This window comes from Bacteroides sp. MSK.20.12 (genome assembly GCF_019052435.1).
In the GTDB taxonomy this organism is placed as follows: domain Bacteria; phylum Bacteroidota; class Bacteroidia; order Bacteroidales; family Bacteroidaceae; genus Bacteroides; species Bacteroides xylanisolvens.
On the sequence record NZ_JAHQVH010000054.1, the window covers coordinates 1 to 17946 of the forward strand.

Genomic DNA, 17946 nt, shown 5'->3' on the forward strand with positions numbered 1-17946 from the left:
AGGCATGGCTCGACCAATTTGCCGAGCAGATTGATTTGAATCCATTGCTTTTTGCTGCTACGGCCTTGTTCGTCCAATTACTGATTGTAATCTGTGTTGTTCTGAAAGCATGGCATATCGCGAACGAGAATCCGGTCAATAGCATTAAAGCAGAATAAGCCAAATAGAATAAATGGCAGAATAGGGCATACACCGCCTTATTCTGCTACTACCGGATGCTGTTTGGAAACCTTCTTGATGTAAATCATCAGACTGACAACGGCTGTAATAAACGCCAGCGCATCCGATACCGGCATACTGATCCAAATTCCTTCCAATCCCCACCAGTTAGGGAAAAGTAATAAGCAAGGCAAAAGATAAAGCAACTGACGCGTCAGCGAAAGGAAAATACTGACTTTTGCCTTGCCGATACTTTGGAAAAAGTTACCGATTACAATTTGTGCCCCTACAAACGGGAACATCAACACAGTCAGCCGGATACCGCCTACCGCCAAATCAATCAATTCATCGCTATCAGTGAAGAGAGCCGATACGGCATGAGGGAAAAACTCGCAAATCACGAACCCACTGCTCGTAATCACTACCCCGGAGATAATCCCCAGTCGCAGCGTTTGTTTCACCCGGTCTATCTTTTGTGCGCCGAAGTTGTAGCCCACGATTGGCTGCATCCCCATAGTCAGCCCCAACACAATCATTACATAAAGCGTCAGCAACCGATTGATGATGCCATACGCGCCGATAGCCATATCGCCCCCATAATTTTGCAAACTGTTATTGATGATAATCACGATGGCACACGCACACACATTCATCAGGAATGGAGACATACCGATGGCGAAGATACTCTCTACAATCCTCGGTTTCATTTTCCAGATATTCCCTTCAAAATGCACCGTACTGTCTTTCTTGGTGAAGTGGCTCACCACCCACACCATACCGATTAACTGCGAGATAACCGTTGCCGTAGCCGCACCCCTCATTCCCCATTCGAAGTGGAAGATAAAGATAGGAGCGAGGATGATGTTAGCCACCACCGTTACCATTGAAGTAAGCATAGCCTTTTTGGGGTATCCGGTAGCGCGCATCACGTTGTTCAGCCCGATCATTGTGTAAGTGATGGGAGTTCCCAGCAAAATCACCTGCATAAAGCTGCGTGCATACGGAAGGGTGTCGGCGCTGGCTCCGAAAAAAGTCAGTATATCATCCAGGAAGATAAAAGATAGAATACCGAAGAAAAGAGAATTTGTGATACAAAGCATCAGCGTATGTGACAAAATTTCCGTAGCCCCTTTCATATCCTTCTGTCCCAAACGGATAGAGGCGAGGGTAGACCCACCAGCCGAAACCAGTGTACAGAAAGCGACAACAAGATTCATCAGCGGGAAGCTGATAGCCAGTCCGGCAATAGCCATCGGTCCTACGCCATGTCCGATGAAGATACTATCAATGATGTTATAGATAGAAGTAATCGTCATTCCGATAATCGCAGGAATGGAATATTGTAACAGCAATTTGCCGATACGTTCTTTGCCTAAAATGTGCGGGTCGTTCTTGCTCATGCGCCAGTAGATTTTGTTGGATAAAAACGTATGTTACGTTTTTTTTAGCTTTGCAAAGGTACGAATTATTTGCCTGATTCGATGATTATTCGGAACTTTGCGGCGATAGATACACAAGGTTTAACGTTTTAGGTAAAAAGACAGTTTAATATGAATACAACGAAAACAATTGCAGCACTTTTCGACTTTGACGGTGTCATCATGGATACAGAAACGCAGTACACTGTTTTTTGGGACGAGCAAGGACGGAAATATCTGAATGAAGAAGATTTCGGACGCCGTATCAAGGGACAGACGCTATTACAAATCTATGAAAAGCATTTCGCGGACAAACCCGAAGCACAGCTCGAAATAAGCGCTGAACTCAATGTTTACGAGAAAAAGATGTCCTACGAATACATCCCCGGAGTAGAAGCCTTCATAGCCGATCTTCGTCGGAACGGTGCAAAGATAGCCGTAGTCACCAGCTCCAACGAAGAGAAGATGGCAAACGTCTACAATGCCCATCCCGAATTTAAAGGAATGGTAGACCGCATCCTGACAGGAGAAATGTTTGCCCGTTCAAAACCCGCTCCCGACTGTTTCCTGTTGGGAATGGAAATCTTTGAAGCCACCCCCGAAAACTCCTACGTCTTTGAGGATTCTTTCCACGGCCTGCAAGCCGGCATGACTTCCGGGGCAACCGTGATCGGACTTGCCACCACCAACTCACGCGAAGCCATCACCGGAAAAGCCCATTATATAATAGACGACTTCACCAGCATGACATACGAAAAAATGCTCTCTCTCCATAAATAACGGCATTATTTTTAAATAGTTACCTCACTTATATTATATTAATAAATGAAATAAGAAAAATAACCGAGATAAATAAAAATAGTGAGACCCACCCATCCTTTCAAATGCCTTCCAACTATCCAAGCGAAGCATTTGAAAGGATTTTTTGCTTTTCTTTCCCAGTTATGAATTAAATGTTATAACTTTGCCGCAATTTTTGAAAGCGTTCAAATGCGCAGACATCAATGACATAAATCATAATTCATAAATCATAAATCATAAATTAAAAAGACATGGCTGGTTATATATCAGATGACACAAGAAAGGTGACTACTCATCGCTTGGTTGAAATGAAACAGAGAGGCGAAAAAATATCTATGCTGACTGCGTATGATTACACAATGGCACAGATTGTAGACGGTGCGGGAATGGACGTAATCCTGGTAGGCGACTCCGCTTCTAACGTAATGGCAGGTAACGTGACTACATTACCTATCACGCTCGACCAAATGATTTATCATGCCAAATCCGTAGTACGTGGTGTAAAGCGTGCGATGGTGGTAGTTGATATGCCTTTCGGATCTTACCAAGGCAATGAGATGGAGGGACTTGCTTCCGCTATCCGCATCATGAAAGAAAGTCACGCTGACGCATTGAAGCTCGAAGGCGGTGAAGAAATCATTGACACGGTGAAACGTATCGTATGCGCCGGTATCCCTGTGATGGGACATTTGGGACTCATGCCTCAATCCATTAACAAATACGGAACCTATACCGTACGTGCCAAAGACGAAGCCGAAGCCGACAAACTGATTCGCGACGCCCATTTATTGGAAGAAGCAGGCTGTTTTGCCATTGTACTCGAAAAAATCCCCGCTACCCTTGCAGAGCGTGTAGCTTCCGAACTCACTATTCCTATCATCGGAATCGGTGCCGGCGGCCACGTAGACGGTCAGGTATTGGTTATTCAGGACATGCTTGGCATGAACAACGGATTCCGTCCGCGTTTCTTACGTCGTTATGCTGACTTGTACACGGTGATGACCGACGCCATCAGCCGTTACGTTTCCGACGTGAAGAATTGCTACTTCCCCAACGAGAAGGAACAATATTAAGATAGTATATGGCAGTTAAATTGTGGACAGTTCATTTTATGCGGATATGTGTAGCTAATTTGCTGTTGTTTATATCCTTGTATGTGTTATTTCCGGTACTTTCCGTAGAGATGGCCGACCGTCTCGGAGTGCCGGCCGCACAGACAGGAGTAATCTTTCTTTTTTTCACCTTGGGGATGTTCCTCATCGGTCCTTTCCATGCTTACCTGGTAGATGCCTATAAACGTAAATACGTATGTATGTTTGCCGCTGCCCTGATGGTAGTGGCGACGATTGGGTACGCCTTTGTGACGAACTTCACAGAACTAATCCTGTTGAGTACCGTGCAAGGACTGGCCTTTGGCATAGGCACTACTGCCGGTATCACCTTGGCTATCGACATCACCAACTCCACACTGCGGAGCGCGGGAAATGTCAGCTTCTCGTGGACGGCACGTTTGGGAATGCTCTTTGGAATTATCCTCGGAGTGTGGCTTTATCAAAGCCAATCATTCCAGAATCTGCTCACTGTATCTGTCATAACCGGAGCTGTAGGAATCCTCATGCTGTCGGGGGTATATGTACCTTTCCGTGCGCCGATTGTCACTAAACTCTATTCCTTCGACCGTTTCTTATTGCTTCGTGGATGGGTTCCCGCTATCAATCTGATTCTGATAACATTTGTTCCGGGCTTACTGATTCCAATGGTACACCCTTTTCTAAACGATTTCGTACTCGGAAACATGGGAATCCCCGTACCGTTCTTTATCGGCACAGCCCTCGGATACATTGCTTCCTTGTTCTTTGCGCGCCTGTTCTTCTTTAAAGAGAAAACGCTGCGCTTGGTCATTATAGGAATCGGGTTGGAAATGGTAGCCATGTCCTTATTGAACACAGACCTTTCGATAGGCATCTCTTCCGTACTCTTGGGATTGGGTTTAGGTCTAACCATGCCGGAATTCCTGATGATATTTGTGAAACTATCCCATCATTGCCAACGCGGAACAGCCAACACTACCCATTTATTGGCAAGCGAAGTCGGTATCTCCCTGGGTATTGCTACTGCATGCTACATGGAATTGGATACAGACAAGATGCTCCATACCGGACAGATGGTAGCTTCTATCGCTTTGCTGTTCTTCGTATTGGTCACTTATCCTTATTATATAAAGAAGAAGGTAAGATAAAATAGACAGAAGAACAAAAGAACATATTTCAGGAGTGATGATTGTTTTTTGATTTTCATCATACGTATCCAAAAATATGTTCTTTTGTTCTTCTGTCTTAACTTTAATTCCTGCTCACCTGTTTTACTCCCTTCACCGTCCGTAATTTCTTGATAAGAGCCTCCAAACGCCCCGTATCACCCACCATTACCGTCAGTGTGCCAGAGAACAACCCATCGTTCGAATCAATACCGATAGAACGTAGCGTGATACCATTCTCTTTCGAGATGATCGAAGTAATATTTGTCACGATACCAATATCATCATGTCCTACAACGCGCAGCGTGATCGGATATTGCGTACCTTCCGACTTGCCCGCCCAGCGAGCCTTCACGATGCGGTAGCCGAAGCGTTCGCGCATCTGGTTCGCGTTCGGACAATCCGACCGGTGTATCTTGATACCGCCGCTCACCGTTACAAACCCGAACACATCATCGCCATAAATCGGGTTACAACATTTAGCCAGTTTAAACTCCAGTCCTTTCAGATTCTGGTCAATCACCAGTACATCCTCTTTAGATGTCGTTTCCTCCTGCGCGGTTTGCAAATTATACCCTTCGGCACTCCGATAAACAATTTCATCGTGTGTATCGCTGTCCCGTTTCTGCTGTTCGATGTATTTATCCAGAATCTCGTTCACATCCAGTCCGCCATCGGCAATCCGTTGATAAAATTCCGTCACGTTCTTGAATCCCAAACGCTTGATGAGGCGCATCATGGTCGCTTCATCATACTCCAGTTTGCGGTTCTTGAATTTCCGTTCCAGCGTCTCTTTGGCAAACGCATGTTGGCGTGCCACCATCTCTTTGAGTGCCTGGCGTATCTTGGTGCGTGCTTTGGAAGTCGTCACGATGTTCAGCCAGTCCTGTTTCGGAGTCTGGGTGTTTGAAGTCATGATCTCCACCTGGTCGCCGCTGTTCAACTTCTGCTTCAACTGCACATTCTTGCCGTTCACTTTCGCGCCGATACATTTGCATCCCAACTTACTATGTATATGGAAAGCAAAATCGAGCACCGTAGCCCCTTTAGCTAGCTTGAACAAATCCCCTTTGGGCGTAAAGACAAACACTTCATCCTCGTAGAGATCCATCTTAAACTGATCCATCACCTTCATCGAGTCGTTGTCCGCGTTCTCCAATGCCTCCCGCACGGAAGTCAGCCACTCGTCCAAGCCCGTTTCTCCTTTGATACCTTTATATCTCCAGTGCGCAGCCAGTCCGCGTTCCGCGATCTCGTCCATCCGTCGGGTACGTATCTGCACTTCCACCCATTTCCCTTCCGGGCCCATCACGGTGATGTGCAACGACTCGTAACCATTACTCTTCGGTATTGAAAGCCAGTCGCGCAGACGCTTCGGGTTCGGCTGGTACATATCCGTCACAATCGAATACACCTGCCAGCACTCCTGCTTCTCCTTCGCCGGGTCCGGTTCCGAATCCAGGATGATACGGATGGCGAACAAGTCATAAATCCCCTCAAAAGGAGTCTTTTGCTTCTGAATCTTGTTCCATATCGAATGAATCGACTTCGTGCGTCCCTTGATGTCGAACTTCAGTCCCGCTTCCGCCACCTTCTTTTGGATCGGTTCGATAAAAGCGGCGATATACTTGTCGCGGGAAGCCTTTGTTTCGTTCAGCTTATCCTTGATGAAATAATATGTCTCTTTCTGCGTATATTTGAGAGACAAATCCTCCAGTTCCGATTTCAGCTTATACAATCCCAGCTTGTGAGCCAGCGGAGCATACAGATATGCTGCTTCGTTTGCCACCTTGATCCGGTCCTCCTCGTTGCCTGTATCCTTTATTTTGCGCATCACGTTCACGCGGTCGGCAATCATAATCAGGATTACGCGCATATCCTCCGCAAACGACAGCAGCAGATTACGGAAATTCTCCGACTCGATGGCAGGGCTTTTGGCATACAGCTCGTTCGTCTTCACCAATCCCTTGATGATGCTTGCCACGTCTTCACCATATTCGGCGTTCACCTCGTCGATAGATAATACATGACCTTTCACGATTTCGTGCAACATGATCCCGATCAGGCACGAACCTTTCATACCGATTTCCTCGGCAACGATCACTGCTGTTTGTAAATCTCTGATAACGGGATTCATCCCGAAGTTATTGCGTTGCAGACCGTTACATTGGGCCGCCTTGATAAGATGTTTCTTTAACTTTTGGCAATCTCTCCAGAAAATACTGTCTCCGGCAGACTGCAATAAATGTCGATAGAGTGAAAAAAGCTCCTTTTTTTCCTCCAATGTAAAAAAGTCGTCCATATTCAATCTTGTTAATTCGATGTAAAAGTAGTTTTTTTTCCGGTTATTCGGCAAGAAGTAAATAACATTTTGTATTTTTGGGCATCAATTAATAAAATTAGATATTATGATAACGACACAGGACAAAGAGTTGCTTGCCAAGAAAGGCATCACGGAAGAGCAAATTGCAGAACAATTAGCATGCTTCCAGACGGGATTTCCCTTTTTAAAACTGGATGCGGCAGCTTCCATCGAAAAGGGCATATTAGCTCCCGACGCAGAAGAACAGAAGGCTTATCTGGCCGCCTGGGATGCATATACAAACACAGATAAGACTGTTGTGAAGTTCGTGCCTGCCTCCGGTGCTGCAAGTCGTATGTTTAAGAATCTATTCGAGTTTCTGTCCGCCGATTATGACCAGCCGACTACCAAGTTCGAACAGGCCTTCTTTGACGGAATCAAGAATTTTGCTTTCTATGACGATCTGAATGTGGCCTGCCAGCGTATCTCCGGAAAAGACATTCCCGGACTGATGGAAGAAGGCAACTATAAAGCAGTGGTGTCCGCCCTGCTGGAGACTGCCGGACTGAACTATGGCGCGCTACCGAAAGGTCTGCTCAAATTCCATAAATATCCCGAAGGCTCCCGCACTCCGATGGAGGAACATCTTGCCGAAGGCGCTCTGTATGCAGCCGGCAAGAGCGGCAAAGTGAACGTACACTTCACCGTGTCTACCGAACACCGCGAACTTTTCAAGAAGCTCGTGACGGAAAAAGTGGACGACTTCGCCAAACGTTACGGCGTAGACTATTACATCACCTTCTCCGAGCAGAAGCCAAGTACCGACACCATTGCTGCCGATATGGACAACCAACCGTTCCGCGACAACGGCAAACTGCTGTTCCGTCCCGGTGGTCATGGTGCGCTGATTGAGAACCTGAACGACTTGGACGCAGACATCATCTTCATCAAGAACATCGACAACGTAGTGCCCGACCGTTTGAAAGCCGACACCGTTACATATAAGAAACTGATTGCCGGAGTGCTCGTGACCCTACAAAAACAAGTATTCGAATACCTCACGCTGCTCGACAGCGGCAAGTATACGCACGACCAGATGATGGAAATGCTTCAATTCCTGCAAAAGAAACTCTTCTGCAAGAATCCGGAAACAAAAGACCTCGAAGACTCCGTACTGGCTATCTACCTCAAAAACAAGTTCAACCGCCCGATGCGTGTCTGCGGAATGGTGAAGAACGTAGGCGAACCCGGCGGCGGTCCGTTCCTTGCTTACAATAGCGACGGAACCATCTCCCTGCAAATTCTCGAAAGCTCGCAGATCGACATGGACGATCCGGAGAAGAAAGAAATGTTCGAGAAGGGTACGCACTTCAATCCGGTAGATCTTGTATGTGCTGTGCGTGATTATAAAGGACATAAATTCGACCTGGTGAAATATGTAGATAAAGCCACCGGCTTCATCTCCTACAAATCGAAGAACGGTAAAGACCTGAAAGCCCTCGAACTTCCCGGCTTGTGGAATGGTGCGATGAGCGACTGGAATACCGTCTTTGTAGAAGTTCCTCTTTCTACCTTTAACCCGGTGAAGACAGTGAATGACTTGTTGCGTGAGCAACATCAGTAATTGTATATCTATGTTCACCACAGATTACACGGATTAACACAGATTCTTGATTACCGATAATGGTTGAGATACAAAAGAAAAAAGGATGCATCCGAATTCAATCTGTGTTAATCTGTGTAATCTGTGGTGAAACTTAAAAAAGAGTGTTTAGAATGAATCAGATAGAGAAGATCATTGATATTGCTACTTGGAACAGAAGAGAACATTACGAACATTTCAGTGCTTTTGACGATCCGTTTTTTGGAGTGACGGTCAACGTAGACTGTACGCGTGCGTATCAGGAGGCCAAAGACAAAGGCGTTTCCTTTTCCCTGCTCGTCCTTCACCGCATCGTGACTGCTGCGGCTGCCGTGGAAGAGTTCCGCTACCGTATCGAAGGCGATCGAGTGGTGTGTTATGACAGTCTTCTGCCCGAAGCCACTGTGGGCCGTGCCGACCACACCTTTTCTTTTGCCGCTTTTGAATACGATCCGGACGAACTCGTCTTTATTCGTCGGGCAAAAGCCGAGATGGAACGCCTGCAAGCCACTACGGGACTCAACAAAGGAGGTACGTTTCATCCTAACGCCATTCATTATTCGGCTGTGCCGTGGCTCTCTTTCACCGATATGAAGCATCCCACCAATATGCGTTCGGGCGACAGCGTTCCCAAAATCTCCACCGGTAAATACTTCCGCGAAGGAGAAAGGCTGATGATGCCCGTTTCCGTCACTTGCCATCATGGATTGATGGATGGCTATCATGTAGCGCAGTTTATCGAGAAGCTCCATTTATAAACTTCGTTCTGAAAAAAGACTAACCAGACTATTATATGAGAGTAAAGATACCCAGACGGGAAATCATCCTATTCTGTTCCGCCTTGCTTTTCCCCGTTGCTTCGCTGTGCGCGCAAGAAGTGGGGCAGGAGGTGAAAGAGGTCAGGCAAGACGTGGAGCAACTCCAGCAGGACGTCCGCGAACTTCGTGAAGAAGTGCGTAGATTGCAGGAAGAACTTCATGGATTCCGGCGCAACAGTTTCCCGCAATGTGGCATGGACACGGTAGCTCCCTACGTTCCCCATCGGTTCATTCACCGGTTGGGGATAGAAGCCCGGCCGCAATACGTGTTCCCCACCAATCCTTTCCTGCAAGGAGAGAACGAACGGTGGAAGCCCATCCAAAGTTCCTTTGCCGCTCATCTGAAATATTCCTTCAAGTTTCGTCCCAACACCTGTGCCGACCGTATCTACGGCGGAGCCTACCAAGGCTTCGGCTTGGCCGTCACCACCTTTGGCGACCGTAAGCAACTCGGTGATCCGGTGACGTTCTACGTCTTTCAGGGCGCACGCATCGCCCGTTTCAATCCCCGTCTTTCGCTCAATTACGAGTGGAATTTCGGCCTTTCTGCCGGATGGAAACCATACGATAACGATTACAACTCCTACAACGGAGCGGTAGGTTCACGGGTGAATGCGTATCTCAATGCAGGTATCTACCTCAATTGGTCGCTTTCCCGTTATTTCGACTTTATCATCGGCGGAGATTTTACGCATTTCTCCAACGGCAACACTAAATTCCCCAACGCAGGAGTGAATACCACCGGAGCGAAAATCGGTCTGGTGTACAACTTCAACCGTGAAGAATCCGACCTGACCAAGTCCTTGGTCAAGCCGTATATTCCCCGTTTTCCCCGTCATATCAGTTACGACCTTGTGTTGTTCGGCTCGTGGAGACGGAAAGGCGTGTACGTAGAAAGCGGGAAGCAGATAGCTTCGCCGGGCAGTTACCCCGTGGCGGGATTCAACTTTGCCCCGATGTACAACCTCAACTATAAGCTGCGATTCGGCGTCTCGCTGGACGGTGTTTATGACGGTAGTGCCAATGTGTACACCGAAGACCGGATTGTGGAGTACGATTACGATGGAGGCAGCGGCACTTCCGGACGCAGGTTTCTTGTGCCGGGCATTCAGCATCAGCTTGCTCTCGGACTTTCGGGACGGGCGGAGTATGTAATGCCGTTTTTCACCATCGGTGTCGGTTTGGGAACGAATGTGCTGGGACGTGGCGATTTGCGGGGGCTGTATCAGGTCTTTGCGTTGAAGATAGACGTGACACGTAGCTCTTTCCTTCACATCGGTTACAATCTCCAAAACTTTCAGACACCTAATTATCTGATGCTCGGCTTGGGATTCCGTTTCAATAATAAGTATCCTAAGGTGCGTCATTAGAAATGTCCGTCCGGTGGCCTGTCGAATATCAAGTAAGGAATCTCAAAATGGAAAACATTATTCAAAAAATCAGAGAAATCTATCCGGTATCCGATGAAGCGCTTCAGGCGCTTCAGGCGAATATGGAACTGCGATATTATCCTAAAGATACCTATATCGTCCAGTCGGGGGTAACAGACCGCCTGGTTTATTTCATTGAAGAGGGCATTGCCCGTTCCGTATTCCATCACAACGGACAGGATACTACTACGTGGTTCACGCTGGAAGGCGACATTACGTTCGGCATGGATTCGCTCTACTATCAGCAACCGTCGGTGGAGAGCATTGAAACGCTTTCCGATTGCAAAATCTACGTCATCCATATCGACAAGCTGAATATGCTCTACGAAACCTATATCGATATAGCCAACTGGGGGCGCATCCTGCATCAGAATGTCAACAAAGAGCTTAGCCACATGTTTGTGGAACGGCTCCAGCTTTCGCCCAAAGAGCGGTACGAACAGTTCAACCGTCGCTATCCCGGACTGATAAACCGGGTGAAGCTGAAGTATGTGGCTGCCTTTTTGGGCATTTCCATCTACACGCTTAGCCGGGTACGTGCTAAAAAATAGTTTTCGGCAGGGCTTTTTTGCTTTTAAGCAAAAGAACTTCGTTTCGCAAACCGTATCTTTGCCATCTGAAAATACTAACTAACTAATAGAAAAACAGATGTCGAACATTTCTTCTTCAGCCTTTGCAGACACCAAAGCACATTATGATCTTCTTGACGGACTTCGCGGGGTAGCGGCTCTTATGGTGATATGGTATCATGTATTCGAGGGTTACGCTTTTGCCGGTGGTGGCAATATCGAGACTCTCAACCACGGTTATCTTGCCGTGGATTTCTTCTTTATCCTTTCGGGTTTCGTGATCGGTTACGCTTATGACGACCGTTGGGGCAAGAGTCTCACCATGAAAGATTTCTTTAAACGCCGTTTGATACGTCTTCATCCGATGGTCGTTATGGGTGCCGTATTGGGTGTTATCACATTCTGTATTCAGGGTTGTGTGCAATGGGATGGAACGCATGTAGCCATCTCCATGATTATGTTGTCTCTTCTTTGCACGATATTCTTCATTCCTGCCATGCCGGGTGTGGGATATGAAGTTCGTGGCAATGGTGAGATGTTTCCGTTGAACGGCCCTTGCTGGTCGTTATTTTTCGAGTATATCGGTAATATCCTGTATGCGTTGTTCATCCGCCGCTTGTCCAACAAGACGCTGACGGTATTTGTGGTGTTGCTGGGTGCAGCATTGGCAGCGTTTGCCGTTTTCAATGTCTCCACTTATGGAAACATAGGAGTGGGCTGGACGCTGGACGGGGTTAACTTCCTGGGCGGCTCGTTGCGTATGCTTTTCCCTTTCTCACTGGGTATGCTGATGTCGCGCAACTTCAAGCCTATGAAGGTGAAGGGTGCGTTTTGGATCTGTACCATTGCGCTGATTGCCCTGTTCTCTGTTCCTTATCTCGAAGGAATGGAGCCGCTTTGCATGAATGGTATTTATGAAGCGTTTTGTGTGATTGTGGCTTTCCCTATCATTCTTTGGATAGGAGCGTCGGGCACCACTACGGACGTGCAATCGACAAAAGTATGCAAATTTCTGGGGGATATATCCTATCCGGTTTATGTGATCCATTATCCGTTGATGTACCTGTTCTATGCATGGCTGATTGAGAATAAGCTCTATACGTTGGGCGAGACTTGGCACGTAGCCGTGTGCGTCTTTGTCTTGAGTATCGTGCTTGCTTATCTGTGTCTGAAACTGTATGACGAACCGATACGTAAATATTTGGCAAAACGTTTCTTGGGTAAGAAACGATAGTTTTCATTGATCTATTATATCTTAAAGCCCCGTTTTATCAAAAGACAAAACGGGGCTTTTAAATTTATAATCCGCTACCGTTTCTTGGTAGGGCTTTATTTTATGAATGTATTATAAGGCGTTAATTTCTTCTGCAGATAATCCGGTACCTTGAATAATCATTTCAGTGCTAAGTCCTATTTCTTTGAACTTACGGGCTATCTCGATTTGCTTATTCTTTTCGCCTTCTGCTAGTCCTTCTGCTTTACCTTCTGCTTTACCTTCTGCAAGTCCTTCTGCCAATCCTTCCATTCGTCCTTCCAGTTTGGCTCCATCCAGTACATCATTTTGAATCATGATAGCATTCAGATGTTCGTCGTAAGCATGACGTTCTTTGGGATTCATATTATAATAAACGAGTTTCCGGCGAGCTTCTGCAAGACCGGGGGCTTGCGTATCGGGTCGGATGCGGCCTGTTTTCAGGTATTCTATCCACTCTTCAAGGGGAGTGACAGCTACCTTGTCGAATTCGTTCACCCGAATAAGGAAATATTCGGGAAAGATTTCGCTGGGGAGCTTGCTCACTATCGCATTCTTTTCTTTGGTGCTGACCAATAATTGATCTCCCGTATGTACGCCTAAAAACGTATTCTGTCCGTGGTACAGATAATCATCACCTATACCGATGTCGAAATAAAGAATACTCACGGAGTAGATTTTCTTCACCTCATAGTATCGTTCGCCTAGCGAAATATGCTCGGTGATTGCTTTGGCAACTCCATACAGGATGCGTTCCAGATAATACAGCTCACGGGTATTTTGAATTTCTACAATAATGATTTCCCCTTTACTATTTTTTGCTTTAATATCTACCCGGTTGAATTTATCGTCAATAGTCTGCTGGTTGCTTTCGCTTTCCAGTAGTTCGATGATTTCTACTTTCTCGTTCAGGAGTACAGTGAGAAGCCCTTCGAGCACCCCGAAGTTGGCTTTCTGGCGTAAAAGGCGTTTTATGGCCCAATCAAATCTGATATAGCGATCAGTTGTTTCCATCTTTTGATTTTATATAATGAACGTACCTACAAAGATAATCATTATTTCTGTTACTCAATCGATTATGAACAATGTTTTCTTCTACCTATGGTCTCTTACTTAATTTGATATACCACATTTACAGTCCTAAGATGTTTAAAGACAAAGAGAAAGTAGAAAGTCCGGGAAAGTCCGAGCTTTCTACTTTCTCTTTTAATATAATAGGAGGACTAGGGAACTTGTATTACATCTTCAGCATACTAGCATATTACTAGGGGATTTTTGCTCCGGAGATGTTTTTTACAGAGTTGTATCCACTTTTCCATCATTAGGTAAAGTTACAGGATCCCAAGGAGAAATAATAGCATTTTCCACTTTTAGATCCGTCTTGTTTACGGTTACAGTATACGTATATTCCTTTCCGGCTTCGGTTTCAAAAACCTGACTGCCAGTAAATAATGTTGTATGAAGAGTATATCCGTCGTACTTGTTATTATACACTAAATCCACCTTCATACCTCCATCAACACGTTCGCCGGGACATACTATAAAAGTATAATAAGTCGCATTATCTGCCGCAACATAATTTCCACTAAATCCCCAAACAGCAGAATAAGCAAAATTCAATTCTTCTGCACTTCCAATCGGTTCCACCTCGCCTGTCTTAATATTAAATGAAACTTGAGAATGTAAATTCGAAAAAACGATGTTCCACCACGACGCAAAACCACTCGCGGAATTATAACCATTTCCTGGCACTAACTTTAAGACCACCTTACTCATTTTATGTTTAAATTGAAAATCAACTTGAGGATCGTCTTTTGTACCTGTTGCTTCAGCATACAGGAAATCTATCTGGTCGTCCAAATACGTAGAATACTGTTCTAGCAGCTTCCTTGTAATCTTATTATCTGTAATATCCTTGGCAGCAGCATACGGATAATATGCCGTAAACTGACCTTCCTCATCACCATAATAAATAACATTCGAATATGGTTTAAAAGCATTTCCACTCGTCCACTGATAACGGTAATTCGAATAACTCATTTTACCGCTCGTTCCAAAAACGCCGATCTCGTCTCCAGACTGCCATGTCGTATTTTTCATACGCGTTGTTACTCCTTCAATTCCGGCTGTCACTTCCACTGCCACCTGTTTGCTATCGGTGATATTGTTCATTTCACTATTATCACACCCTGTCAATGTTGCAACCAAGGCAGCTGCAAAAAAATAGACTTTTCTCATAACTGTATTTTTTTTAGTTTATATTTATTATTAATCTACTTAATTAATGCGCATCTACTCCGCCGCCGTTCACCGGAGTCCATTCGGTAATAGTAGCTCCTGTGATCTCTATTTTTGTACGATGCAACTTCACGTCATACGTATACTTACTGCCTGCTGCCAATGCTTTATCCATTTCCCAAGTGAAAGGAAGATCATTGTCATTGTTCAAATCGAAAGTCAACGTGCGCGATGTAGTCGCGTCGGGTAATAAAATTGCTTCACACAAAGCACCGGACTTTGTTGTAAGTAGTGTGATGTCTGTTGTTTCCGCACCCGCCGTCAGAGTACCATCGGAAAGATTAAATGTGGCTGTGGTGTGTTGTCCGCCCACAGTGACACTAAGGTTTTCTAAATCAGCAGCAGTCAATCCGTCTCCCGGTGTAATAGTCAACACCAGTTTGGAAAGTTGATGGCTAAAATTGAACGATACTACCGGATTATTTTTTGTATACCCTTCCGCTTTGTCGGCATACATGAAATCAATAGCCTCCTGATTACTTTGGTCGGCAATATTCAGAGAACAAGTATAATCCGTCAACGGAGTGACAAATGGATAATAAGCATAAAAATCCACTGTACCGATAATCGGAAAATAGATTCTATTTGTATTCACTTCTCCCGGTTCTTCCGGCGTGACAGAAGGTTCAAATTTGCCATTGCCATTGGGGGTTATGTAACATTTATTGTCTGCTCCGTCGCAAATATTCTCCGACGTAAGCCCTACACCGTTTCCGGAATACACCATAAAAATTCCAATTTTATCATTGCTGCCCCAGTCCGTATCTATGGCACGGCTTACGGAAGCCCCTTTTGTGCCGATCTCGCCCTTTACAGTCAATGCCGTACGTCCGTCGGGCGCAGCGGTCGGTTGAGATTCGTTGTCATTGCCGCAAGCTCCCCATAAGGCAGCCAACGCAACATAAAGTACTAATTTCTTTTTCACCATTGTCTTTCAATCTATTTGTTGTTATTATTCTGTTCTGTTTACAACACGTGCAATCAATGAATATCCACATGTCCGCCTTCTACCGAATTCCAACTATTTATATTACCGGAAAAATCTCCTTGGGAAGGCAAGTCAAAGTTGGCCCCCAATACCAGCGGAGTCATCGAACCGTCGAAACATTTCTGCAATACTTCGGTAAGGTCTGTCTTTATCGTGTACACCGATTGGTTGTTTAATGCAACAGCTATTCTAAGCTCCTGTTTTTCTTCCGCGATAATTCCCAACAAACGGATCGTGGCGGTCAGTGTCGGCGTTCCGTCCTTTTCTTCTGTTTTTTCAAAAACAGGAGAAAGGGATACTCCTGTCGGGGAAACCCATGCTCCGGTCGCGAGATTTATACTGGAGGCAATGCCGCTCAATGTGGCATTTAAACTGGTGATGCGGTCGTGATCTCCTTCTTTGAGTTTCAGCACCAACGTCAGCTGACGAATATGTTGCAACATTCCCACTGTTACAAATAAGGTGTCATCTTTTACTACGTCCAATGTCTGCGTAGCGGAAAAGAGATAACCGGGAAGAGCTTCTATGTTATTTTCGTCTGTCGAAGCTATCGTGGCAACATCACCGGTGACGGTTATGGCTTCGGGGGTGTTATAAACCAATAATTCGTAAGCTGCCGGAGCAAGCAAAGAATGAAAAATATTCGTGTTTCCCTTCACGGGCTGTTCGTCGCTTTGCCCGGACTGGCCGGACACACGAAGCGTATACGATACAGGCTGCACGGCCTGGTCTGCACGGCTGCTCCAATCTGTTGTAATCACTATCGCTCCCTGTGAAGGATGGGGCGTGTTATCAATATCGTCTTTAACGCAAGAGGTCAGCATCAAGGCGACCCCGCAAAAAAGGGCTGCGCGGGAGGTTATTTTATTAGTTTCCATATCAGTGTGATTCCTAGTTGGTTAATACCCCAATAATTTTTTGTCTTACTGCCTTTGTGGACGCGGACATCATTGATGAGTGCGTATTCGTCATAGTCAGCGTAAGTGTAGCCTGCTCCGGCGTGGAAGTCGAGAGAAAGCGAACGGTTCAGGTTGAAGATATAACCGCCTGTCAGTCCTCCGCCTTGATAATTGCCTTGCTTGCCGGTCTTGCCCAATTTATAATGAAACTCGCCCGTATGATACATGACACCTAAAAAGCCTTTGCCTTGTTTGCCCAGGTAATAACGCACTTCGGGAGAGACTTTCCAAAGGGCATAGCGACGGTTCTTATGGTCCCAGCTCCATGTGGTCCAACTACCGTTGAGCAAGAGACCGAAATGACGGTTCATCCGCCATTCGAATCCTAAATCCGGAGTAAGAGTAGCCCAATGAAGCAGGTTGGCACGCAGAGTGAGATGATGAAAGTCGGATGCCTTCAACGGAGTTTCAGTCATTTCCGAAGATGTATCCGTCGGGGATGTTGAATCTGCGGGCGTTTCCTGCTTCGGTTTTTCCGGTGCGATGATGAACGTTTCTTTTTCTTCGACAATTGGTTTTTCTTCTACTTCTTCTTGAGGAAAACGCAGACGAACGATAACAACATGTCGTAAATCCCCATAAGGTGCAGTGTGGTTGTGAGTGATAAAACAGGATTCATTCAAGCCTTTTTCGAGGATCAGTTCGGATTTCACACGGTTGCTGCTGACTCTGGCGAGTTTTAGATTTTCGACAGATGTGGGCTCGGAAGCGCAATAGCCGTCTATCAATAAAGGGACTTCACCACTAAGAATGGTAGCTTTGTGGGTTTCAACCACAGCCAAAAGATGATCCAACTGTGTTTCGTTATCTTTCCACGGGACATAGAACATATCCTTATGGGAAACAAAGCGAAAAACATAAACGGTATCAGGAATCTGATTCTGTGCCATAGAACTGACAGGCAGTAGAAACGGCAAAAACAAAAGTAAAAGATAAAATTTGCGCATTAGCATCTTATTGTATTTTGAGATTATTGTACCTCTAGTTCAACCTACATATAGCTATTTCCCACATCCGTTACTTTGTAGGTAACGGAAGAGTCTTCGTGTCTGC

15 protein-coding genes are annotated in these 17946 nt (G+C 45.7%); 8 read left to right on the forward strand and 7 right to left on the reverse strand.

Going from position 1 to position 17946, the window contains the following annotated elements; translation table 11 throughout:
- Positions 1-197 precede the first annotated feature (197 nt).
- Complete coding sequence (locus tag KTR06_RS21205) at positions 198-1559, reverse strand: MATE family efflux transporter (protein WP_087318722.1); 1362 nt, start codon at positions 1557-1559, stop codon at positions 198-200.
- A 150-nt stretch (positions 1560-1709) separates the two neighbouring features.
- Between KTR06_RS21205 and KTR06_RS21210 the strand changes: the two genes are divergently transcribed.
- The 3 genes from KTR06_RS21210 (at position 1710) to KTR06_RS21220 (ending at position 4617) form a co-directional block, all read left to right on the forward strand.
- Complete coding sequence (locus KTR06_RS21210; RefSeq protein WP_120068666.1) at positions 1710-2357, forward strand: HAD family phosphatase; 648 nt, start codon at positions 1710-1712, stop codon at positions 2355-2357.
- A gap of 272 nt (positions 2358-2629) precedes the next feature.
- Positions 2630-3451 carry a 3-methyl-2-oxobutanoate hydroxymethyltransferase gene (gene panB, locus KTR06_RS21215; protein WP_004316964.1) on the forward strand — a complete coding sequence of 274 codons (822 nt, stop codon included), beginning with the start codon at positions 2630-2632 and terminating at the stop codon, positions 3449-3451.
- Between the two features lie 8 nt (positions 3452-3459).
- Entirely contained in the window at positions 3460-4617 is a 1158-nt protein-coding gene (locus KTR06_RS21220; RefSeq protein ID WP_055234628.1) for an MFS transporter, read from the forward strand.
- Between the two features lie 103 nt (positions 4618-4720).
- On the opposite strand, the gene KTR06_RS21225 is transcribed toward KTR06_RS21220, so the two are convergent.
- The gene (locus KTR06_RS21225; RefSeq protein ID WP_004316962.1) at positions 4721-6937 is read right to left on the reverse strand and encodes a bifunctional (p)ppGpp synthetase/guanosine-3',5'-bis(diphosphate) 3'-pyrophosphohydrolase; all 2217 of its coding nucleotides are present in this window, start codon (positions 6935-6937) and stop codon (positions 4721-4723) included.
- A gap of 106 nt (positions 6938-7043) precedes the next feature.
- Here KTR06_RS21225 and KTR06_RS21230 point away from each other — a divergent pair, with 106 nt between their 5' ends.
- From KTR06_RS21230 to KTR06_RS21250, 5 genes are all read left to right on the forward strand, one after another.
- Positions 7044-8561, forward strand: a complete 1518-nt coding sequence (locus tag KTR06_RS21230; RefSeq protein ID WP_015531024.1) for a DUF4301 family protein — start codon at positions 7044-7046, stop codon at positions 8559-8561.
- A gap of 152 nt (positions 8562-8713) precedes the next feature.
- Complete coding sequence (locus KTR06_RS21235) at positions 8714-9337, forward strand: chloramphenicol acetyltransferase (protein WP_049702678.1); 624 nt, start codon at positions 8714-8716, stop codon at positions 9335-9337.
- Between the two features lie 35 nt (positions 9338-9372).
- Positions 9373-10767 carry an acyloxyacyl hydrolase gene (locus KTR06_RS21240; protein WP_212135034.1) on the forward strand — a complete coding sequence of 465 codons (1395 nt, stop codon included), beginning with the start codon at positions 9373-9375 and terminating at the stop codon, positions 10765-10767.
- 47 nt (positions 10768-10814) lie between these two features.
- Positions 10815-11378, forward strand: coding sequence for a Crp/Fnr family transcriptional regulator (locus KTR06_RS21245; RefSeq protein ID WP_004315309.1), 564 nt, complete (start codon positions 10815-10817; stop codon positions 11376-11378).
- 97 nt (positions 11379-11475) lie between these two features.
- Positions 11476-12630, forward strand: coding sequence for an acyltransferase (locus KTR06_RS21250; protein ID WP_120068663.1), 1155 nt, complete (start codon positions 11476-11478; stop codon positions 12628-12630).
- 111 nt (positions 12631-12741) lie between these two features.
- Here KTR06_RS21250 and KTR06_RS21255 read toward each other — a convergent pair whose 3' ends face one another.
- The 5 genes from KTR06_RS21255 to KTR06_RS21275 all read right to left on the reverse strand — a co-directional run bounded on the left by KTR06_RS21255 (position 12742) and on the right by KTR06_RS21275 (position 17840).
- Positions 12742-13662, reverse strand: coding sequence for an Rpn family recombination-promoting nuclease/putative transposase (locus KTR06_RS21255; protein ID WP_120068660.1), 921 nt, complete (start codon positions 13660-13662; stop codon positions 12742-12744).
- Positions 13663-13941: 279 nt separating this feature from the next.
- A complete protein-coding gene (locus KTR06_RS21260; protein WP_049702681.1) occupies positions 13942-14886 on the reverse strand; it encodes a fimbrillin family protein in 945 nt (314 codons plus the stop codon).
- A gap of 43 nt (positions 14887-14929) precedes the next feature.
- The gene (locus tag KTR06_RS21265; RefSeq protein ID WP_120068657.1) at positions 14930-15874 is read right to left on the reverse strand and encodes a fimbrillin family protein; all 945 of its coding nucleotides are present in this window, start codon (positions 15872-15874) and stop codon (positions 14930-14932) included.
- 53 nt (positions 15875-15927) lie between these two features.
- Positions 15928-16812, reverse strand: coding sequence for a FimB/Mfa2 family fimbrial subunit (locus KTR06_RS21270; protein WP_120068653.1), 885 nt, complete (start codon positions 16810-16812; stop codon positions 15928-15930).
- A complete protein-coding gene (locus KTR06_RS21275) occupies positions 16794-17840 on the reverse strand; it encodes a DUF3575 domain-containing protein (protein ID WP_317236647.1) in 1047 nt (348 codons plus the stop codon). The genes KTR06_RS21270 and KTR06_RS21275 overlap by 19 nt, the downstream gene beginning before the upstream one ends.
- Between the last annotated feature and the right edge of the window lie 106 nt (positions 17841-17946).